Genomic DNA, 19,514 nt, shown 5'->3' on the forward strand with positions numbered 1-19,514 from the left:
GGATGGAGCCGGGATGCGTGTCTCAAAAGCCTACGCCTTCTTGTTCCAGCGGCCGGATTCGTCCTGCTGCCAGTAGGCGACCACGTGGCCCGCCGCCTTGGCCTCGCGCCACTGCTCGCGGGCGCGCAGCAGGGCGTCCTGGTCGGTACCGTCGAACAGGATGCAGATGCGTGCGTAGTCGGCGGCGTCGGGGGGCAGGTCGGCGCCCTCCACGAGGAAGCGGATCGAGGCGCCGTTCGGGTTGAGGTCGCGTAGCGTCAGCACCACCGGCTGGGAACCGGCATCGGGCTCGCGGTCGGTGCCGTGGGGCAGGAAGCTCTCATCCGTATAGGTCCAGAGCCCGTCGTCGAGGGCCTGGAGGCGCTCCTCGCTCACCGCCTGGATCGCGGCCTGCCAGCCGCGCTCCAGCGAGCGCTCGACGAGGTTCGGCAGCACCCGCTCGAGGGGCTGGCGCTGCATGTGGTAGAACAGGATCTCGGTCACGGCGCTTCCGAGATAGGACCGGCGGCGTCGCGCCGCCACCGCGTCACGTCAGCCCGGCTCGATAAAGTGCGGCACGAAGAGCGCGTCGTTGCCGGTGACGAGCCCCGCTGCCTCGCGCATGCACAGGCCGGCCGGCGCATCGCCGACGATCCACGAGCCCACCAGCGCCCGGCGCCCGTCGAAGGTGGGAAGGTCCGCCAGTCCCTGCCGCACGAAGCCCTCGGCGCCGTAGGGGCCGTCGCCCGCGACAAGCATCGCGCCGTCCCGCACGAGGCTGACATTGGCGCCCTCGCGCGAGAACAGCGGCTTGCGGGCGTAGCTGTCCCCGAGCTCGGCGGCCCGCGGGTCGTCCTCGAAATAGGCCGGCAGCAGGTTCGGATGGCCGGGCTCCAGGGCCCAGAGGCAGGGGAGCAGCCCCTTGTTCGAGAGCACCGCCTTCCAGGGCGGCTCCAGGAAGCGGGTCGGCGTTTGCCCAATTGCCTCGCCGAAGGCGTCCCGGAAGGCCCATTCCCAGGGGTAGAGCTTGAACAGGGTCTCGATCGGCTCGCCCGCGCGGGTGCACAGGCTGCCATCCGGCCGCAGGCCGAGATCGGGCAGGTCCGCGAAGGCGGTCCGGCATCCGGCCTGCACGGCGCAATCCTCGAGATAGGCCACGGTGCCGCGGTCCTCCGGCGCCTCCGCATAGGCGGTGAAGGCGAGGAGGCCCGGGCCCGCGACCGCGCGGAACCGCTCGATCAGCCGCTCGTGCACGGCGTTGTACTGGTCGGCGCCTGGCGGCAGGCGCCCGCCGCGCAAGCTTTCCTCCAGCCAGAGCCACTGGAACACCCCGGTCTCGTAGAGGGCGGTGGGGGTATCCGCGTTGTATTCGAGGAGCTTGGCCGGGCCGGTCCCGCCATAGGCGAGGTCGAGCCGCCCGTAGAGGCTGGGATCGCCCCGCCGCCAGCTCGTGCGGATCGCGTCCCAGGCCGTTTCGGGGATCGCGAGCCGGGCGAGGATGCGCTCGTCTTCCGCCGCGTGCGCCGCGAAGGCGAGGCAGAGGGCGTGCAGGTCGCCGCTCGGGCCCTCGATGCCGTCCTCGATCTCGGCGAGGCTGAAGGCGTAGGCGTGGCTCTCGTCCCAGTAGGGCGCGCCGTCGAGGGTGTGGAAGACGAAGCCGTGGCTCTGCGCGGTCGCGCGCCAGTCCGGCCGCTCGCCCGTCGCGACGCGGCGCATCAGCCGCCCCCGGAGGCGCCGTGCGCCGAGCCGTGCGAGGCGGAGGAGAAGGAGCGCCCGGTCTGCCCGAACCCGCCGAAGGAGGTGCCGCGCAGCGACGCCGTCTGGACGCGCGCGGCCGAGGCGCGCCCGCCGCTGCCCGTGAAGATCCGGGCCCCGCCGCCGGTGCAGTAGCCGCCATGTCCCGCCGCCGCCGCGGCGTGGCCGGGACTCGGAGCGTGGTCGAAGACCGGCTGCGGCGCGAGGCCCTGCGCGGCGCGCCGGCCGATCATGTAGCCCGCCATGCGCGGCAGGTAGCGGTCGCGCGCCTGCTCGGTGACCTCGCCGCCCGGCCGGCAGTGAAGCGGCCCGTGATGCCCCTCGCAATCGGGCAGGCTGGCGTAGCGCGGCGCCGCGGTCGGGTAGGCGGCCCGGGCCACCGCGTACTCGCTGCGGCACTCCTCCGCCGGGCGGATGGCCTCGGCAGCGCAGGCGGCGGCGTCCGCGTAGACCAGCACGTCCTCCTCGCGCTGGCTCGGATCGAGGCTGCCGAGGCCGAGCGCCGCGGCGCCCGCACCCGCGATCAGGACGAGGGAGACGGTCTGGGAGCGCTTCGAGCGCGTCCGCGAGCCGTCAATGTCCTGCGTTGCGTCCATCCGGCGTTCCCCCGGTCGCGCGTCTGTCCGTCCCGGTCCGAATCGGCCGGAAGGTGATCAGTACGTCATCGAGGCGGCGTTGATGAGCCCGCCCGCCAGCGAGGCGGCGCCGAGCAGGATCGCCGCGGCCGTCTCGCCCCGCTCGATGCGGCCGGAGAGGTCGGGCAGGACGAAACGCATCGCCCAGTAGATCGACATCTGCACCACGAGGGCGACGAGGCCCCAGACGACGCAGTCGAGGAGCGACTGCGCATTATAGATCGAGACGAAGAGCGGCAGGGCGTAGCCGATCAGGCCCGCGCCGAGCGCGATCGCCGCGGCGGCGTTGCCGGCGCGGATCAGGGCGATCTCGTGATGGGCGGTCGCCGTCAGGTAGACGGTGAGATAGGCGGCCACGAGCGCCAGCGCCGTGGCGTAGTAGGCGAGGAAGGCGGGAAGCCCGGAGATCGAGGTCACGGGCTCTTCCTTCTCAGACCAGACGGCTCTGCTCGATCGCCGCGCCGATGAAGCTCTCGAAGAGCGGGTGCGGCTCGAAGGGGCGCGACTTCAGCTCCGGATGGTACTGCACGCCGATGAACCACGGGTGGCCCACATGCTCTACGGTCTCCGGCAGGAGGCCGTCCGGCGAGGTGCCGGAGAAGCGCAGGCCCGCCGCCTCCAGCCGCTCGCGATAGGCCATGTTGACCTCGTAGCGGTGGCGGTGGCGCTCGGAGATCTCCGTGCCGCCGTAGATCCGCGCGATCCTGGTGTCCGCGTGCAGGCGGGCCTGATAGGCGCCGAGCCGCATGGTGCCGCCGAGGTTGCCCGCCGCGGCGCGCTTCTCCAGCTCGTTGCCCTTCAGCCACTCGGTGAGCAGGCCGACCACCGGCTCCGAGGTCTCGCCGAACTCGGTGGAGTTGGCGTCGCGGATGCCGGCCAGCGCGCGCGCCGCCTCGATCACCGCCATCTGCATGCCGAAGCAGATGCCGAAATACGGGATCTTGCGCTCGCGGGCGTAGCGCGCCGCGCGGATCTTGCCCTCGGCGCCGCGCTGGCCGAAGCCGCCGGGCACCAGGATGCCGTTGATGCCCTCGAGGAAGGGCGCCGGATCCTCGCGCTCGAACACCTCCGCCTCGATCCATTCGAGGTTCACCCGGCAGCGATGGGCGATGCCGCCATGGGTGAGCGCCTCGGTGAGCGACTTGTAGGCGTCCTTCAGGCCCGTGTACTTGCCGACGATGGCGATGGAGACCTCGCCCTCGGGGTTGTGGACCCGCTCGGAGATCCGGCGCCAGCGCGCGAGATCCGGCTCGCCCGCGGCTTCCAGGCCGAAATGGGTCAGGATCTCGCGGTCGAGCCCCGCCTCGCGGTAGGAGAGCGGCACGTCGTAGATCGAGGCGACATCGCGCGCCTCGATCACCGCGGTCTCGCGCACGTTGCAGAACAGGCCGAGCTTGCGCCGCTCGTCGGCCGGGATCGGCCGGTCGCAGCGGCAGAGCAGGATGTCGGGCTGGATGCCGATCGAGCGCAGCTCCTTCACCGAGTGCTGCGTCGGCTTGGTCTTCAGCTCGCCCGCGGAGGGGATGTAGGGCAGCAGCGTCAGGTGCAGGAAGGCGGTGGCGCCGCGCGGCAGCTCCTGGCCGAGCTGGCGGATCGCCTCGAAGAAGGGCAGGCCCTCGATGTCGCCCACCGTGCCGCCGATCTCGACCAGCACGAAGTCGTAAGGCTCGTTGCCGTCGAGCACGAAGGCCTTGATGGCGTTGGTGACGTGCGGGATCACCTGGATGGTCGCGCCGAGATAGTCGCCGCGCCGCTCCTTGGCGATGATGTCCTGGTAGATCCGGCCCGTGGTGATGTTGTCGGCCCGGCTCGCCGGCAGGCCGGTGAAGCGCTCGTAATGGCCGAGGTCGAGGTCGGTCTCGGCGCCGTCGTCGGTGACGAAGACCTCGCCGTGCTGCGTCGGGCTCATCGTGCCCGGATCGACGTTCAGGTAGGGGTCGAGCTTGCGCAGGCGGACGCGGTAGCCGCGTGCCTGGAGGAGCGCCGCGAGAGCGGCCGAGGCGAGGCCCTTTCCGAGGGAGGAAACCACGCCGCCGGTGATGAAGACGTACCGCGTCATGGGCCTCGGTCCATAAAGAAAGCAGGGGGGTTTGCCAAACGGCACGAGCCCCGCGCCGCGCGATTTCTGTGATCGTGCGGGGCGGGTCCGGGCCGCGTCGGCGGCATGGCTGGCGACGTGTGCTCCGGGCGCCGGGTGGCGCCCGTCGATCAGCGCGACTGCGGCGCCTGGGGTTCGGCCGGCTGGGCCGGGGCAGGTGCCTGCGGCGCGGCGGGCGCGGGGGTCTGCGGGGCGGCCTGGCCCTGCTGGTTCTGCTGCTGGCGCAGGCTGTCGAGCAGGTTGTCGGCCCCGCCCGGCTGCTTCGGCGCGGACTGATTCGCGCCGCCGGCGCCTTCCAGGATCGAGCGCGGCCCGGCCGAACGGTGCGACATCACGGCGAGCGTCATGCTGGTGACGAAGAACAGGGCGGCGAGGATCGCGGTCGCCCGGGTCAGGGCGTTGGCCTGGCCGCGGCCGGTCATGAAGCCGGAGACGCCGCCGCTGCCGCCGCCGCCGAGCCCGAGGCCGCCCTCGGAGCGCTGCAGCAGCACCACGCCGATCAGCGAGAGCACGATGATGAGGTGGACGACGATCAGGACGGTCTGCATCGGTGTTCCGAAAGGGCTCGGCACGGGCCGATCCTTCGCAGGATCTGAGGAGCGCGTGCACAGTGGCCGGGCGGCAAGAGACGGCCCGGGCCACGAAACTCGACGCGGCCCTTACACCAGATGCGGCCTCACGCCAACCGGATGGCGGCCGGCGCCGGCCGGCCTCGCCTTTCGGTTGCGTCCGTGCTCAGCTCGGCGGATGCGAGCCCCGCCGACGTCGAGGAGCCGAGCCATGGCCGTCCCGCACCGTACGATCCGCGCCCTGGCCGTGGCGACCGCCCTCTGCGGCGCCGCTTCCATGCCCTCCGCCCGGGCTGCCGGGCCGGAAGTGGAGGTCGAGGCGGCGGTCGACGCCCTGACGCAGGCGATACTCGCGGCCGACCGGGCGGCCCTCGACGCCCTCGTGCTCGACGGCCTGAGCTACGGGCATTCGAGCGGGGCGGTGCAGGACAAGGCGGCCTTCGTCGACGCGCTGGCGAGCCGGCGCTCCAGCTTCCCGACCATCACCCTCACGAAGCGCTCCGCCTCGGTCGTCGGCGAGGACGCCATCGTGCGGCACGTCTTCGACGGCGAGACGGTCTCCGACGGGAAGACCGTGCCGGTCCATATCGGGGTGCTTCAGGTCTGGCATCGCGACGGCGGCCGCTGGCGCCTGCTCGCGCGGCAGGCCTTCAAGATCTGAAGGGCCGCGCCCTCACGCGTAGGCGTTGCAGATCCCCAAAAAGTCCTCTGCGACGAGGCTCGCGCCGCCGACGAGGGCGCCGTCCACGTTCTCGACCGAGAGCAGCTCGCGGGCGTTCGAGGGCTTCACCGAGCCGCCGTAGAGGATGCGGATCTTCTGCGCCTCGTCGCCGACGAGCTTGTCCAGCATCTCGCGCAGGGAGGCGTGCACCTCGGCGATCTCGGCCGGGGTCGGGGTGCGGCCCGAGCCGATGGCCCAGACCGGCTCGTAGGCGATCACCGTGTCCTCGGCGGTCGCGCCCTTCGGGGTGCCGATCGCGAGCTGCGCCCGCACGATGCTCAGCGCCCGGCCCTGCTCGCGCTCTTCCAGCGTCTCGCCGACGCAGATGATGCCGCACAGGCCCGCGCGGCGGGCGCCGAGCGCCTTGGCGTGCACGCCGTCATCGGTCTCGTGGTGGTAGGCGCGCCGCTCGGAATGGCCGACGATCACGTATTTCGCGCCGAGATCGGCCAGCATCTCGGCGGAAATCGAGCCGGTGAAGGCGCCGTTCGGGCGCGCATGCAGGTTCTGGCCGCCGATGGCGATGGCCGAGCCGTAGGTGGCGGCGACGCAGGAGCCGATCAGCGTCGCGGGCGGGCAGATCAGCACGTCGATCGTCTCGACGAGCTTGGGCGACAGGCCGTCCCGGATCGCCTCGACCGTCGCGACCGAGGCGCGCGTGCCGTTCATCTTCCAGTTGCCTGCAACCAGAGGACGCCGCCTGCTCGCCATACCCGTCTACCTCCACGCGCCTTATGAAGCGCCCCGGGGCCTAGCAGAGCAAGCTTGGGCGCGCAAACCAGCCGGCTGACAACCGGACGCCGCCTTTGCTCCCCGCCCGCGGATGGTCTATCGCGGGCGCAAATGAATGACGGCCCGCCGCCCACGGGCGCGGGAGGACGCGAGCATGCTTCAGAACATCCGGGACGCAAGCCAGCACTGGCTGGGCAAGATCGTGCTGACGGTCATCTTCACCCTGCTCATCGCGGGCGTGGGCATCTTCGGCGTCGAGGAATTCTTCCGCGGCAGCGCCAGCACCACGGTGGCCACCGTCGGCAAGACGCCGATCAGCGCGGAGGCCGTCCGCACCGCCTACCAGAACCAGCTCCAGCGCTTCCAGACCCAGTTCCGCCGCAACCTGACGCCGGACCAGGCCCGGGCGCTCGGCATCGAGCGGCAGGTGATGTCGCAGCTCGTCACCGAGGCCGCCCTCGACCAGAAGACGCGCGACCTCGGCCTCACCGTGCCGGACGCCGCGGTGGTGCGGGCGATCCACGACGAGAAGAGCTTCCAGAACGCGGAAGGGCGCTTCGATCCGACGCTGTTCTACCAGACCTTGCAGCGGGCGGGCCTCAACGAGCCGATGTTCGTGCGCGAGCAGCGCGCCGTGATCGCCCGGCTCCAGCTCGCCGAGGCCGTCACCGCCGACCTCGCCGTGCCGCAGGCCATGCGGGAGGCGGTGCACCGTTACGCCACCGAGCGCCGCGCCGCCGCCTACCTCGTGCTGACCCCCTCCGTCGCGGGCGATATCCCGGCGCCGAGCGAGGAGGACCTCAAGACCTACTACGAGGCGAACAAGTCCGGCTTCCGGGCCCCCGAGACCCGCGCCGCGAGCCTCCTCGTCCTCGATCCCGAGCGCTTGGCCAAGCCCGATGCGGTGAGCGCCGAGGAGGTCCAGAAGATCTACGACGCGCAGAAGGGCAAGTTCGGCGCGCCCGAGCGCCGCACCATCCAGCAGATCGTCTTCCCCGACGCGGCCGCGGCCGAGGAGGCGCGCAAGACGATCGAATCCGGCGCCAAGACCTTCGAGGCGGTCGCCACCGAGCGCGGCACCGACGGCAAGGACCTGACGCTGGGCACCCTCACCAAGGCCGAATTGTTCGATCCGGCCGTGGCCGAGGCCGCCTTCGGTCTGCCCCAGGGCGGCGTCAGCCAGCCGGTGAAGGGCCGCTTCGGCACCGTGCTCCTGCACGTCACCGCGATCGAGCCCGGCACCACCAAGGCGCTCTCCGAGGTCGAGCCGGAGATCCGCAAGCAGGTGGCGCAGGCCCGCGCCCGCGAGCAGGTGGATAAGATCCACGACGCGGTCGAGGACCAGCGCGCCAGCGCCAAGCCGCTCGCCGAGATCGCCAAGGAGCGCGACCTGCCCCTCGTCACCGTCCCGGCCGTCGATGCCCACGGACAGGATCCGGCCGGCGCGAAGGTCGCCGACATCCCGGAGCCCGACACGACCCTGCCGGCCCTGTTCCGGTCCGAGATCGGCGGCGACAACGAGCCCCTGCGCACCAAGGCCGGCGGCTATGTCTGGTACGACGTGACGAAGATCGACGCCGCCCACGACAAGCCCCTCGACCAGGTGCGCGACGCGGTCGCCGCGGGCTGGCGCGCGGCCGAGATCGCCAAGCGCCTGCAGGACAAGTCCAAGGAGCTATCCGCGCGCCTCGACAAGGGCGAGGACATCGAGGCGGTGGCCCAGTCGGCCGGCCTCAACGTGCAGAAGACCGAGGACATCGCCCGCAACCAGGCGAAGGAGGGGCTGACCACCGACGTGGTCGAGCGCGTCTTCGCCACCAATGTCGGCAAGGCCGGCTCCGCGCCCGCGGGCGACAACCGCGTGGTGTTCAAGGTCACTGCCGCGACCATGCCGGCCTACGTGGCGGGCAGCCCGAGCGACAAGACGGTGGAGGGCAACTTCCGCACGGCGCTCGCCGACGACGTGCTCGGCCAGTACATCGCCGAGGTCCAGAAGAATGCGGGCGTGAGCATCAACCAGGCCGCTCTGCGCCGCGCGATCGGCGGCGAGTACTGATGCCCGAAGCGAGCGACTTCGCCGCCGTCCGGGCGGCCTACGAGGCCGGCCGCCCGACGCTGCTCAGCCTCACCCTGGTCGCCGACCTCGAGACCCCGGTCGCGGCCTTCCTGAAGCTCCGGGCCTGCCAGGGCGGGCCGGCCTTCCTGCTCGAATCCGTCGAGGGCGGCGCCGTGCGCGGGCGCTACTCGATGATCGGGCTCGACCCCGACCTGATCTGGCGCTGCCGCGACGGCCGCCCCGAGCGCACGCACGGTCCCGACCTCGCCCGCTTCGAGCCGGACGCGCGGAAGCCGCTGGAGAGCCTCCGGGCGCTCATCGCCGAGAGCGCGATCGGGGACGCGGGCGAGGATCTGCCGCCGATGGCGGCCGGCCTGTTCGGCTATCTCGGCTACGACATGGTCCGGGCCATGGAGCGTCTGCCCGAGCCGAATCCGGACCCGCTCGGCGTGCCGGATGCGGTGATGATCCGCCCGCGCACCATGGTGGTGTTCGACGCGGTGCGCGACCTCATCACCGTGGTCTGCCCGGTGCGGCCGTCCGAGGGCGTCCCGGCCAGGGCCGCCTACGAGGCCGCGCTCGCCCGGCTCGACCGGGTGGCGGAGGCGCTGGAGGGCCCGCTGCCGATCGAGGCGCGGATCGACCTCGGCGACGTGGCCCATCCCGAGCCCGTCTCGAACACCACGCCGGACGCGTATGCGGCGATGGTGGCCAAGGCCAAGGAGTACATCGTCGCGGGCGACATCTTCCAGGTGGTGCTGTCGCAGCGCTTCGAGGCGCCCTTCACCCTGCCGGCCTTCGCCCTCTACCGCTCCCTGCGGCGGACGAACCCCGCGCCCTTCCTGTGCTACCTCGATTTCGAGGGCTTCCAGGTCGTCTGCTCCAGCCCCGAGATCCTGGTGCGCCTGCGCGACGGCACGGTGACGATCCGCCCGATCGCCGGCACGCGGCGGCGCGGCGCCACGCCGGCCGAGGACAGGGCGCTCGCCGAGGAGCTGCTCGCCGACCCGAAGGAGCGCTCCGAGCACCTGATGCTGCTCGATCTCGGCCGCAACGACGTCGGCCGCGTCTCCCGCATCGGCAGCGTGCGGGTCACGGACTCGTTCTTCCTCGAATATTACAGCCAGGTGATGCACATCGTCTCGAACGTCGAGGGCGACATCGATCCCGCCCACGACGCCCTCTCGGCGCTGGCCGCGGGCTTTCCCGCCGGCACGGTCTCGGGTGCGCCGAAGGTGCGGGCGATGGAGATCATCGACGAATTGGAGCGCGAGAAGCGCGGCCCCTATGGCGGCTGCATCGGCTATTTCGGCGCGCGCGGCGAGATGGATACCTGCATCGTGCTGCGCACCGCGATCGTGAAGGACGGGCGCATGCACGTCCAGGCGGGCGCCGGCATCGTCTACGACTCGAACCCCGCCTCCGAGCAGCAGGAATGCGTGAACAAGGCGCGTGCCCTGTTCCGGGCCGCCGAGGAGGCCGTGCGCTTCGCGGCCCAGGCGCGCCGGGGGCAGTGATCCACGCCGCCAGGCCGAGGGCGGGCGAGGCGGAGATGTCTCTTCGATAAAGAGAAGTCGAAGGACGTAGATCGTTTCTTCCGGCAAGCATATTTCCCGGGAGACGCGGAATTTTAGGCGGCTTTGTTTAAAACTAGCGCAAGGAACGCGCCCTATTCGCTCGCTGCATCGCACCCTGATGCATGTGGCAGAAGCGATATGCGCGCCTCGTTGAGCCTCAAGCTCGTCTCCGTGATCGTCCTCCTCGGCGGCATCGCCGCCGGTATCTCGGCCTTCGCCCTCTACGAGGCCGCCGAGCGCCAGCATTGGTCCGAGCGGACGGAGGCGGTGTGGAATGCCGGCCTTCAGGCGAGCGGCCTCGCCCGCGCCATCGAGCACACGGTGGTGCAGGCGACGGCGCTCTACACCGCCGCCGACACGGAGGAGGCGCGGGGACGCCTCGCCGCCCTGCAGGGGGCGCTGGCCGAGGTGGAGCGGCTGCGCGGGCCCTTCCTCGCCGCGATGGAGGGCCACCTCCCGGCCGCGGAGGAGCGTCGGCTCGACCTCGCCGTGAAGGAGTTCGTGGCCTACCAGACCGATACGGCCGAGCTCGGCCTCACGGTCTCGCCGAAGGCGGCCCTGATCCAGGGCACCGACGAGGCGACGGTGGCCAACCGCGAGCGGATGGTGGCGCGGATCAACGATCTCGGCCGTACCGTGCTGGCGACCCTCGACGCGCAGCGCCAGGCGACGGCCGAGGCGCGGGACCGCGCCACCCTGGCGCTGATCGCCGGGCCGGCCCTCGCGATCGGGCTCGGCCTGGTGGCGGCCCTCTGGATCGTGATCACCCAGATCCGCGAGCCCCTGAACCGGCTGCGGCAGGCGATGCAGGATCTCGCCGCGGGCCGGCTCGACGGCGTCGTGCCGTTCACGAGCCGTCGCGACGAGGTCGGCGCCATGGCCCGGACCATCGCGGCCTTCCAGGCGGCTCTGATCGAGAAGGACCGGCTCGACCTGTCGGCGCGGGCGCGGGTGGACGAGGATGCGGCGCGGGCCGAGCGCCTCGCCGAGGCGACCCAGGCCTTCGAGTAGGAGACCGGCGCCGCCGTCGCCGAGCTCGCGGGCTCCGCCGAGGCGATGCGGGCGGCCGCCGACAGCCTCACCGGGACGGCGGAGGACATGGCGGGCCGCGCCGGGATCGTCTCCGGCGCCTCCGGGCAGTCGGCCGAACTGGTGAACGGGGTCGCGGGGGCAGCCGAGGAGCTGTCGAGCTCGGCCCGCGCCATCGCCGAGCAGGTCGAGCGGGCCCGCACCATCTCGGACGTGGCCCTGTCCGATACAAGCAGCCTGGAGGAGACCGTCCAGGCGCTCGCCCGCGCCGCCGCCGAGATCGGGACCGTCAGCTCCCTGATCCGCAGCGTGGCGGACCAGACCAGCCTGCTCGCCCTCAACGCGACGATCGAGTCGGCCCGCGCCGGTGCCGCGGGCCGCGGCTTCGCCGTGGTCGCCGCCGAGGTGAAGGCGCTGGCGGGGCAGACCGCCCTCGCCACGGACCGCATCGTCGCCCAGGTGGAGGCGATCGAGACGGCCTCCGGCGGCACCGCCGCGGCGATCGGCTCGATCCGGAGCACCGTGGTTCAGCTGGGGCTGATCGCGTCGGAGGTCTCGGGCGCGGCCGAGCAGCAGGGGCAGGCCAGCCAGGAGATCGCCTCGGCCATCGCGCGGGCGGCCATGGAGGTGCGGACGGTGTCCGACAGCGTCGCGGACATGCGCGGCGCCGCCGCCTCGAACGCCGAGCGGGCGGGCGAGGTCCGGAGCGGAGCGGTGCGCGTGAGCGACGGCGCCGCGAGCCTCGAGGCTGCGGTCACGACCTTCCTGCTGCGGGTGCACGCGGCCGAGGCGTAGCGGCGGGCGGGCCGGATGGCGCCGATGCGGCGCCGGTCCCGGTTGACCGTCGGCGGATAGACGGCCACATCGGCGGGGATCTTCCGGAAAGCCGCCGGCCATGGCCAACGTCCTCGTCATCGACAACTACGATTCCTTCACCTGGAATCTCGTCCATCTGATCGGTCCGCTCTGCGGGTCGATCGAGGTCGTGCGCAACGATGCCGTCACGGTGGACGACATCCGCGCCCGGGCGCCGGACGCGCTGGTGCTCTCGCCGGGGCCCTGCACGCCGAACGAGGCCGGGATCTGCCTCGATGCGGTGAAGTCCCTGAGCGGCGAGATCCCGATCTTCGGCGTCTGCCTCGGCCTGCAGACGATCGGGCAGGCCTTCGGCGGCGCGGTGGTGCGTGCGCCGATCCCGATGCACGGCAAGGTCTCGACCATCCGGCACGCGGCGCGCGGCGTGTTCCGCGGCCTCAACGACACCTTCGACGCCACGCGCTACCACTCGCTCGTGGTGGAGCGGGACGGCTGCCCGGACAGCCTCGCCGTCACGGCCGAGGCCGACGGGCTGATCATGGGGCTGGAGCACACGCAACTCCCCGTGCACGGGGTGCAGTTCCACCCCGAGAGCATCCTCTCGGAGCATGGCAGCCGGATCCTGCGCAACTTCCTCGATATCGCCGCGGCCTGGAACGCGGAGCGTGACAAGCGCGGGCCGGGCGTGCATTGACGCGTCCGTAACGCACACGGTCTCGCTCACCCGGCGCGCATGGATTCGTTCAAGCCCCATCTGGCGAAGGTCGCGAGCGGCCAAGCGCTCGACCGCGCCGAGGCGCGCGCCGCCTTCGAGGATCTCCTCTCCGGCGAAGTGACGCCCGTCCAGGCCGGCGCCTTCCTGGTCGCCCTCAAGGTGCGCGGCGAGAGCACGGAGGAGATCGTCGGCGCCGTCGAGGCCATGCGCGCGCGCATGGTGCGGGTCGAGGGCGGCGCCGAGGCCGTCGACGTGGTCGGCACCGGCGGCGACCATTCCGGCAGCTACAACGTCTCGACGCTCGCCGCGATCCTCACCGCCGCCTGCGGCGTACCGGTGGCCAAGCACGGCAACCGCGCCGCGACCTCGCGCTCGGGCGCTGCGGACGTGCTCGCCGCGCTCGGCGTGAAGCTCGGCCTGCCCCCGGCGGCGCTCAGCCGCTGCCTCGCGGAGGCCGGCCTCTGCTTCATGTTCGCCCAGGCCCATCACGGCGCCATGCGCCACGTGGCGGCGGTGCGCGCGGAACTGCCCGTGCGCACGATCTTCAACCTGCTCGGGCCGCTCTCGAACCCGGCCGGCGTCGAGCGCCAGCTCTTCGGGGTCTCGCAAGGGAGCTGGGCCGAGCCGCTGACGCGGGTGCTCGCCGAACTCGGCAGCCGCCGGGTCTGGACCGTGCACGGCTCGGACGGGCTCGACGAGATCACGGTGACGGGCCCCACCGCCGTCGTCGTCCTCGACGCGGGCCGGATCACGCAGTTCACCATCGACCCACGCGAGGTGGGCCTGCCGCTGCGCACGCTCGAGGAGCTGCGCGGGGGCGACCCCGAGCACAATGCCCGGGCGCTGGAGGCGGTGCTCGCGGGCGAACGCAACGCATACCGCGACATCGCGGTTCTCAATGCGGGAGCCGCCCTCGTCGTCGCAGGCGCCGCCGGGACCCTGGCCGAGGGTGTCGCGCGGGCGCAGGATGCGATCGATTCGGGTGCGGCCCGCGCGACGCTCGCCCGCCTCGTCGCGGTCTCGAACGGATAGGAGCACCGATGTCCTCCGCCACCACCTCCGCGCCCGTGCCGGACGCCGAGGCCGGCGCCGAGCGCCCGAGCGTGCTCGCCCGGATCGAGGCCTACAAGCGCCGCGAGATCGCCGAGGCGAAATTGCGCGTGCCGCTCTCGAAGCTCGAGGCCCGTGTGGCCGAGGCCGATCCGCCCCGCGGCTTCGCCGACGCCGTCCGCGCCCACATCGCCGCCGACCGCCCGGCGCTCATCGCCGAGGTGAAGAAGGCCTCGCCCTCCAAGGGGCTGATCCGGGCCGATTTCGACCCGGCGGCCTTGGCGGTGGCCTATGCGGAGGGCGGCGCGACCTGCCTCTCGGTGCTCACCGACGAGCCCTCCTTCCAGGGCAAGCCGGACTATCTCGGCCAGGCCCGCGCGGCCTGCACCCTGCCGGTGCTGCGCAAGGACTTCCTGTTCGAGCCCTACCAGGTCTACGAGGCCCGGGCCTGGGGCGCCGACTGCATCCTCGTGATCATGGCCTGCCTCGACGACGACGAGGCGGAGGCGCTGGTCGAGACGGCGCACGACCTCGGCATGGACGTGCTCGCCGAGGTGCATGACGAGGCCGAGCTCGCCCGCGCCATCCCGCTGGGCACGGCGCTGATCGGCGTCAACAACCGCAACCTCAAGACCTTCGAGGTCTCGTTCGACACGGCGATCCGGCTCGGGCCGGGGATCCCGAAGGATCGCATCGCGGTGGCCGAGAGCGGCATCTCCACCCATGCCGACGTGGAGCGCCTGCGCGCGCACGGGCTCGACACCGTGCTCGTCGGCGAGAGCCTGATGCGGCAGGCGGACGTGACCGCCGCGACGCGTGCGCTCCTGTTCGGCGAGAAGGCCGCCCGCAAGGCGAAGGCGTGAGCGGGGCGGCATGGCGGGCCTGACCCATCTCGACGCGAGCGGCGCGGCCAACATGGTCGACGTCACCGAGAAGCCCGCGACCGACCGTACCGCGGTGGCGGAGGGCTTCGTGGCGATGCGGCCCGAGACGCTCGCGCTGATCCGCGAGGGCGACGCCAAGAAGGGCGACGTCATCGGCACGGCCCGGCTCGCCGGCATCATGGCGGCCAAGCGCACCCACGAGCTGATCCCCCTCTGCCACCCGCTGCTCCTCTCGAAGGTGAAGGTGGAGTGCGCCCTCGACGACGCGCTGCCGGGCCTGCGCCTCACCGCCGAGGTGCGCGTGCAGGGGCCGACGGGAGTGGAGATGGAGGCGCTGACCGCCGTCTCGGTGGCCTGCCTCACGGTCTACGACATGGTGAAGGCGGTGGACCGCGGCATGCGGATCGAGGGCATCCGCTTGCTCGCCAAGGATGGCGGCCGCTCCGGCGCCTATCGCGCGGACGAGGGGCAGGCGTGAGCGGCCTGATCCCGGTCGCGGAGGCGCTGCGGCGGGTGCTGGCCTCCGTGCCGGGCCCCGTCGAGGCGGAGACGGTGCCGTTGGCCCGCGCCGCCGGGCGGACGCTCGCCGAGGACGTGACGGCGACGCGCACGCAGCCGCCCTTCGAGGCCTCCGCCATGGACGGCTACGCGGTGCGCGGCAGCGATGCGGACCGGGCCGGGGCGGTGCTCCGGCTCATCGGCACCAGCGCCGCCGGCCACGGCTTCCGCGGGGCGGTCGGGCCCGGCGAGGCGGTGCGGATCTTCACGGGCGCGCCCGTGCCGGAGGGCGCCGACGCCATCGTGATCCAGGAGAACGCGCAGGCCGAGGGCGGGACGGTGCGCGTGCTGGAGCCGGTGGTGGCCGGCCGCTTCCTGCGCCGGGCCGGCCTCGATTTCAGCGCGGGCGACCGGCTCCTGCGCGCGGGCGAGAGCCTCGACGCGCGCCGGATCGCGCTCGCGGCGGCGGCCGGCCGGCCGTCCCTCAGCCTGCGCCGGAAACCCCGCGTCGCGGTGCTCGCCACCGGGGACGAGCTCGTCGCGCCGGGCGAGGAGCCGGCCTGGGACCAGATCGTCGCCTCGAACGCGCTGGCGCTCGCCGCCCTCGTCGAGGCCGCCGGCGGCGAGGCGATCGACCTCGGCATCGCCTCGGACGACCACGCTGCGCTGGAGAACGCCTTCCGCCGCGCGAAGGAGGCCCGGGCCGACCTCCTGGTGACGCTGGGCGGCGCCTCGGTGGGCGACCACGACCTCGTCCAGGCGGCGCTCGCCAGGGAGGGGCTGGAACTCGGCTTCTGGCGGGTGGCTTTGCGGCCCGGCAAGCCGCTGATGCACGGGCGCCTCGGACCGATGCTGGTGATCGGCCTGCCCGGCAATCCGGTCTCCTCCATCGTCTGCGGCTACCTGTTCGTGGTGCCGGCGATCCGGGCCTTGCTCGGCGATCCCGTGGCCGGGGCCGACCGCAGCGAGCCGGCTCTGCTCGGGCGCGACGTCGAGGCCAATGACGGGCGCGAGGACTATATGCGCGCGCAGCTCGACACCGCCCCCGACCGCCTGCCCGTCGCCACGCCGGAGCGCCGCCAGGATTCCTCCATGCTCGCCGTGCTCGGCCAGGCGGAGGCCCTGCTGATCCGCCCGCCCCACGCCCCGGCCGCGCGGGCGGGCGATTCCTGCCGCATCATCCGCCTCGACCGGCGTCTGATCTGAGGAATGGTTTCGCGAAGGGATCTTGCGGAACACTTGTGGAACGTTTAACGTGTTCGTGGTTTGTTTCGGAAGCCGAGAATCGGACTTCTCACGGATGCGAGTGCCGCACGATGCTGACGCGTAAACAGCTGGATCTCCTGCGCTTCATCCAGCAGCGGCTGCGCGAGAGCGGCGTGCCGCCGTCCTTCGACGAGATGAAGGATGCCCTCGACCTCAAGTCGAAGTCGGGCATCCACCGCCTCATCACCGCCCTCGAGGAGCGCGGCTTTCTCCGCCGCCTGCCGAACCGCGCGCGGGCGATCGAGGTGATCCGCCTGCCCGAGAGCCTGGGCGCGGTGCCGCCCGTCCCGGCGGCAGCCGGCGAGCCGCGCCGCTTCACCCCGAGCGTGGTCGAGGGCGGCAAGAAGGGCCCGGCGCGCCCGACCGCGCAGGCCACCGACGAGCAGGGCCGCGCCATCTCCATCCCGATCATGGGCCGGATCGCGGCCGGTACGCCGATCTCGGCGATCCAGAACCAGAGCTCCGCCATCACCCTCTCGCCCGACTTCCTGGCGAGCGGCGAGCACTACGCGCTGGAGGTACGCGGCGATTCGATGGTGGAGGCCGGCATCCTCGACGGCGACCTCGTGGTCATCCGCAAGCAGGATACCGCCAATACCGGCGACATCATCGTCGCCCTGATCGACGACGAGGAGGCGACCCTGAAGCGCCTGCGCAAGCGCGGCTCCTCGATCGCCCTGGAGGCGGCCAACCCGGCCTATGAAACCCGCGTGCTCGGCCCCGACCGGGTGCAGATCCAGGGCCGTCTGGTCAGCCTCGTGCGCCGCTACTGAGGCGCCTCGTCCCCCGGCTCGCCGGGGGACGGCTCATCCTGCGGGTCGGGCGGCCCGGTCGATGCCGGGGGCTCGGTGGAGGCGGCGGGGCGCAATTCCGCCGTCCGTCCCGGAGGCTCCGGCCGGCCGGGGCGCCGCGCATGCGAGATGGCGAAGCCTTGCGGCGTCGCCCGGAGCGCCGTCGCGCCGTGGCGGCCGAGATAGGCCCTGTCGATGACGAGGGCGGCGCAGTTCGGCGGCGCCGTCAGGCCCGAGACCACCACCGCGGCGCGGGCGCAATCCTCCGCGAAGGCCCGCCGGTCGCGGACGAAGGCCACCGCGCGCCCATCGGCGAGGCGTCCGACGCAGCCGACCGGGTCGCAGACCGCCGATCCAGACGCCTCGCCCGGCTTGCGGGCATCCCCGTCCGCCTTCAGCCATTGCTCCATCACGAAGGCCGAGGGCTTTCCGAGCGCGAAAAGACGCCCGTCTGCCCCGCGCATGGCCGCGCCGCTGCCGTGACGATCGACGAAGATGTCGGGCCGCTCGGGCGCGGCGGCGAAGGCGAGGCCGCCGAGGGCCGGCGCGAGGGCGAGCCGGCGCAGGCCGGAGCCCGGCAGGGTGGCGAGGAGAAGCGCCACGGCGAGGCAGGCCAGGGCCGCCGGTGGGAAGGCCGGCACCACGACGGTCGCGCCGCCGAACCCCTCGATCCAGGCCGAGATCGCGAGCATGCCGGCGACCGCCTGGCCCATCAGCCACCAGATCGGAACGTCGAGGGCGAAGGGATAGGCGAGGATGCCGAGCACCGCCGAGGGCATCACCACCAGCGACACGAGGGGCAGGGTCAGAGCGTTGCCGACGATCCCGAAGGGCTGCACCGTCTGGAAGTGAAAGGTGGCGAAGGGCGCCGTGGCGATCTGCGCGACGAGGGTGGTGCCGAGCGTGCCCACCACCGCGGAGAGCGCGAACGCGATGGCGCGTCCGAGCCGGCCCGCGCCCTCGCGCCGGAGCAGGTTGCCGTCGAGCAGGCGCGCGCAGGCGATCAGCCCGGCGACCGCTCCGAACGACATCTGGAAGCTCGGGCCGAGCAGCGCCTCCGGCTCGCGCGCCAGGGCGGCGAAGGCGGCGAGCGCGAGGTTGCGCATGGAGAGGGCCGGCCGGTCGACGAGGATCGCGCCGAGCATGATCAGGGTCATGACGAGGGCGCGCTGCGCCGCCACGTCCCAGCCGGAGAAGATGCAATAGGCGCCGACGCCGGCCATCGCGGCGCCCGCGGCGATCTTCTTGATCGGCCAGAACAGGGCGAGGTGGGGAATCAGCGCGAGGGCCGCCCGCACCAGCCAGAACACGACGCCCGCGGCCAGCACCATGTGTAACCCGGAGATGGAGACGACGTGGTAGATGCCCGCCGCCCGCAGGGTCTCGTTGGTGGCCGGCGCGATCAGCCCGCGCTTGCCGGTCACCAGGGCGGCGGCGACGGCGCCGGCCTGGCCACCGGTCGCGTCGGCGATGCGGCGGGTAAGGGCGTTGCGCGCCGCGTCGATCTCCGCCGCGAGGCGCACGGCCGGCGGCGGCTGCTCGGCGGGGGGCTTCACCGCGATGCGGCCGGTCAGCGAGCCGACCGCGCCGATCCCGCGGAACCACGCGTCGCGGGCGAAGTCGTAGCCGCCGGGCCGCGCCGCCTCGGGCGGGGGCAGCAGGCGGGCGGTGGCCTCGATCCCGTCGCCCGGCCGGAGCGGGGGCGCCTTGCGGAAGGAGACGCGGACCCGGCGCGGCATCGCCTCCGGCGCCAGCGTGCCGAAGCGCGAGACCAGCACGACGAGGCGCGCTCCTTCCTCGCGCTCCTCGATCGATTCGATGATCCCGGCGAGCGGCGCGATGGTGGTGCGTGCGAGCACGGGGGCGGCCACCTGCGAGACGCGCCAAGCCGCGCTTGCGAAGCCGAGCCAGCCGGCGGCAAGCGCCAGCAGCAGGGCGAGGGCGACCGGCCGGGCGCCGAGCCAGGGCAGCGGGGCGATGCAGAGTGCGGCCGCACCGAGCGGGGCCCAGAGCGCGGGCGCGCCCTCCGCGAGCCCGAAGAAGGCGAGGATCCCCATGCCGAAGGCGACGGCGAGCCAGGGGAACAGCCGGCGCTGCGCGGCCTCCTGCGCCAGGCAGGCGCCGAACCAGTCGCGCAGGGCCGGTGCGGCGAGGCGCAGCGGGCGCGAGGCCGCGGCGAGCGCGAGGCTCCCCCCGGTCCGACCCGCGCCGATCCGCTCCATCGCCGATGTCCATGGCCGCTGAACATTCGGGCGGCGTCAACGCTTTCTTAACGCATCGGGAGGGCCATGCTACAGCCGCCCGCTCGGCCCGACCGACCCCTCCGCCCGCCAGCCGATGCGT

General features: G+C 72.8%; 19 protein-coding genes. 11 read left to right on the forward strand and 8 right to left on the reverse strand.

The annotated features are described in order from the left end of the window. Positions 1–30: 30 nt before the first annotated feature. The 6 genes from MTDSW087_RS09005 to secG all read right to left on the reverse strand — a co-directional run bounded on the left by MTDSW087_RS09005 (position 31) and on the right by secG (position 5,015). Positions 31–483, reverse strand: coding sequence for a DNA polymerase III subunit chi (locus MTDSW087_RS09005; RefSeq protein ID WP_144762953.1), 453 nt, complete (start codon positions 481–483; stop codon positions 31–33). A gap of 48 nt (positions 484–531) precedes the next feature. After that, a complete protein-coding gene (locus MTDSW087_RS09010) occupies positions 532–1,695 on the reverse strand; it encodes a glutathionylspermidine synthase family protein (RefSeq protein ID WP_144762955.1) in 1,164 nt (387 codons plus the stop codon). Next, on the reverse strand, positions 1,695–2,330 hold the full coding sequence (locus MTDSW087_RS09015; protein WP_144762957.1) for a DUF1190 domain-containing protein: 636 nt from the start codon (positions 2,328–2,330) through the stop codon (positions 1,695–1,697). Before MTDSW087_RS09015 ends, MTDSW087_RS09010 begins: the two co-directional genes overlap by 1 nt. 57 nt (positions 2,331–2,387) lie before the next feature. Beyond that, positions 2,388–2,786 carry a DUF350 domain-containing protein gene (locus MTDSW087_RS09020; protein ID WP_144762959.1) on the reverse strand — a complete coding sequence of 133 codons (399 nt, stop codon included), beginning with the start codon at positions 2,784–2,786 and terminating at the stop codon, positions 2,388–2,390. A 13-nt stretch (positions 2,787–2,799) separates the two neighbouring features. Next, entirely contained in the window at positions 2,800–4,428 is a 1,629-nt protein-coding gene (locus MTDSW087_RS09025; protein ID WP_144762960.1) for a CTP synthase, read from the reverse strand. A 149-nt stretch (positions 4,429–4,577) separates the two neighbouring features. Then, complete coding sequence (gene secG / locus MTDSW087_RS09030) at positions 4,578–5,015, reverse strand: preprotein translocase subunit SecG (protein ID WP_144762962.1); 438 nt, start codon at positions 5,013–5,015, stop codon at positions 4,578–4,580. A gap of 232 nt (positions 5,016–5,247) precedes the next feature. Here secG and MTDSW087_RS09035 point away from each other — a divergent pair, with 232 nt between their 5' ends. Beyond that, the gene (locus MTDSW087_RS09035) at positions 5,248–5,697 is read left to right on the forward strand and encodes a nuclear transport factor 2 family protein (RefSeq protein WP_144762964.1); all 450 of its coding nucleotides are present in this window, start codon (positions 5,248–5,250) and stop codon (positions 5,695–5,697) included. Positions 5,698–5,709: 12 nt separating this feature from the next. Here the strand turns inward: MTDSW087_RS09035 and tpiA are convergent, their stop codons facing one another. Beyond that, on the reverse strand, positions 5,710–6,468 hold the full coding sequence (gene tpiA / locus MTDSW087_RS09040) for a triose-phosphate isomerase (protein WP_144762966.1): 759 nt from the start codon (positions 6,466–6,468) through the stop codon (positions 5,710–5,712). Positions 6,469–6,643: 175 nt separating this feature from the next. Here tpiA and MTDSW087_RS09045 point away from each other — a divergent pair, with 175 nt between their 5' ends. The 10 genes from MTDSW087_RS09045 (at position 6,644) to lexA (ending at position 17,153) form a co-directional block, all read left to right on the forward strand. Then, positions 6,644–8,545 carry a peptidylprolyl isomerase gene (locus MTDSW087_RS09045; RefSeq protein ID WP_144762968.1) on the forward strand — a complete coding sequence of 634 codons (1,902 nt, stop codon included), beginning with the start codon at positions 6,644–6,646 and terminating at the stop codon, positions 8,543–8,545. Beyond that, positions 8,545–10,062: an anthranilate synthase component I gene (gene trpE / locus MTDSW087_RS09050; RefSeq protein WP_144762970.1), complete on the forward strand. Its 1,518-nt coding sequence runs from the start codon at positions 8,545–8,547 to the stop codon at positions 10,060–10,062. Before MTDSW087_RS09045 ends, trpE begins: the two co-directional genes overlap by 1 nt. Positions 10,063–10,260: 198 nt before the next feature. Continuing rightward, a complete protein-coding gene (locus MTDSW087_RS30760) occupies positions 10,261–11,133 on the forward strand; it encodes a HAMP domain-containing protein (RefSeq protein ID WP_238178614.1) in 873 nt (290 codons plus the stop codon). Between the two features lie 45 nt (positions 11,134–11,178). Further along, positions 11,179–11,946 carry a methyl-accepting chemotaxis protein gene (locus MTDSW087_RS30765; RefSeq protein WP_238178615.1) on the forward strand — a complete coding sequence of 256 codons (768 nt, stop codon included), beginning with the start codon at positions 11,179–11,181 and terminating at the stop codon, positions 11,944–11,946. Between the two features lie 100 nt (positions 11,947–12,046). Next, a complete protein-coding gene (locus MTDSW087_RS09060; RefSeq protein WP_144762972.1) occupies positions 12,047–12,661 on the forward strand; it encodes an anthranilate synthase component II in 615 nt (204 codons plus the stop codon). Between the two features lie 39 nt (positions 12,662–12,700). Beyond that, positions 12,701–13,714 (forward strand): anthranilate phosphoribosyltransferase, encoded by a 1,014-nt coding sequence (gene trpD / locus MTDSW087_RS09065; RefSeq protein ID WP_144762974.1) that lies wholly within the window; start codon positions 12,701–12,703, stop codon positions 13,712–13,714. Positions 13,715–13,722: 8 nt separating this feature from the next. Then, the gene (gene trpC / locus MTDSW087_RS09070; RefSeq protein ID WP_144762976.1) at positions 13,723–14,595 is read left to right on the forward strand and encodes an indole-3-glycerol phosphate synthase TrpC; all 873 of its coding nucleotides are present in this window, start codon (positions 13,723–13,725) and stop codon (positions 14,593–14,595) included. A 10-nt stretch (positions 14,596–14,605) separates the two neighbouring features. Continuing rightward, complete coding sequence (gene moaC / locus MTDSW087_RS09075; protein WP_144762978.1) at positions 14,606–15,094, forward strand: cyclic pyranopterin monophosphate synthase MoaC; 489 nt, start codon at positions 14,606–14,608, stop codon at positions 15,092–15,094. Beyond that, positions 15,091–16,320 (forward strand): molybdopterin molybdotransferase MoeA, encoded by a 1,230-nt coding sequence (locus MTDSW087_RS09080; protein WP_144762980.1) that lies wholly within the window; start codon positions 15,091–15,093, stop codon positions 16,318–16,320. Before moaC ends, MTDSW087_RS09080 begins: the two co-directional genes overlap by 4 nt. A gap of 110 nt (positions 16,321–16,430) precedes the next feature. Further along, a complete protein-coding gene (gene lexA / locus MTDSW087_RS09085) occupies positions 16,431–17,153 on the forward strand; it encodes a transcriptional repressor LexA (protein ID WP_144762982.1) in 723 nt (240 codons plus the stop codon). Here the strand turns inward: lexA and MTDSW087_RS09090 are convergent. Beyond that, the gene (locus MTDSW087_RS09090) at positions 17,147–19,393 is read right to left on the reverse strand and encodes a ComEC/Rec2 family competence protein (RefSeq protein WP_144762984.1); all 2,247 of its coding nucleotides are present in this window, start codon (positions 19,391–19,393) and stop codon (positions 17,147–17,149) included. The two genes, lexA and MTDSW087_RS09090, sit on opposite strands and share 7 nt — an antisense overlap. Positions 19,394–19,514 lie beyond the last annotated feature (121 nt).

The organism is Methylobacterium dankookense (genome assembly GCF_902141855.1).
Lineage (GTDB): Bacteria > Pseudomonadota > Alphaproteobacteria > Rhizobiales > Beijerinckiaceae > Methylobacterium > Methylobacterium dankookense.

Excerpts from the sequence above, each read along its gene's own strand:
- MTDSW087_RS09010 (WP_144762955.1), bottom strand. The coding sequence starts at position 1,695 with ATGCGCCGCGTCGCGACGGGCGAGCGGCCGGACTGGCGCGCGACCGCG.
- MTDSW087_RS09015 (WP_144762957.1), bottom strand. The coding sequence starts at position 2,330 with ATGGACGCAACGCAGGACATTGACGGCTCGCGGACGCGCTCGAAGCGC.
- MTDSW087_RS09025 (WP_144762960.1), bottom strand. The coding sequence starts at position 4,428 with ATGACGCGGTACGTCTTCATCACCGGCGGCGTGGTTTCCTCCCTCGGA.
- secG (WP_144762962.1), bottom strand. The coding sequence starts at position 5,015 with ATGCAGACCGTCCTGATCGTCGTCCACCTCATCATCGTGCTCTCGCTG.
- MTDSW087_RS09035 (WP_144762964.1), top strand. The coding sequence starts at position 5,248 with ATGGCCGTCCCGCACCGTACGATCCGCGCCCTGGCCGTGGCGACCGCC.
- tpiA (WP_144762966.1), bottom strand. The coding sequence starts at position 6,468 with ATGGCGAGCAGGCGGCGTCCTCTGGTTGCAGGCAACTGGAAGATGAAC.
- MTDSW087_RS09045 (WP_144762968.1), top strand. The coding sequence starts at position 6,644 with ATGCTTCAGAACATCCGGGACGCAAGCCAGCACTGGCTGGGCAAGATC.
- trpE (WP_144762970.1), top strand. The coding sequence starts at position 8,545 with ATGCCCGAAGCGAGCGACTTCGCCGCCGTCCGGGCGGCCTACGAGGCC.
- MTDSW087_RS30760 (WP_238178614.1), top strand. The coding sequence starts at position 10,261 with ATGCGCGCCTCGTTGAGCCTCAAGCTCGTCTCCGTGATCGTCCTCCTC.
- MTDSW087_RS30765 (WP_238178615.1), top strand. The coding sequence starts at position 11,179 with ATGCGGGCGGCCGCCGACAGCCTCACCGGGACGGCGGAGGACATGGCG.
- MTDSW087_RS09060 (WP_144762972.1), top strand. The coding sequence starts at position 12,047 with ATGGCCAACGTCCTCGTCATCGACAACTACGATTCCTTCACCTGGAAT.
- trpD (WP_144762974.1), top strand. The coding sequence starts at position 12,701 with ATGGATTCGTTCAAGCCCCATCTGGCGAAGGTCGCGAGCGGCCAAGCG.
- trpC (WP_144762976.1), top strand. The coding sequence starts at position 13,723 with ATGTCCTCCGCCACCACCTCCGCGCCCGTGCCGGACGCCGAGGCCGGC.
- moaC (WP_144762978.1), top strand. The coding sequence starts at position 14,606 with ATGGCGGGCCTGACCCATCTCGACGCGAGCGGCGCGGCCAACATGGTC.
- lexA (WP_144762982.1), top strand. The coding sequence starts at position 16,431 with ATGCTGACGCGTAAACAGCTGGATCTCCTGCGCTTCATCCAGCAGCGG.
- MTDSW087_RS09090 (WP_144762984.1), bottom strand. The coding sequence starts at position 19,393 with ATGGAGCGGATCGGCGCGGGTCGGACCGGGGGGAGCCTCGCGCTCGCC.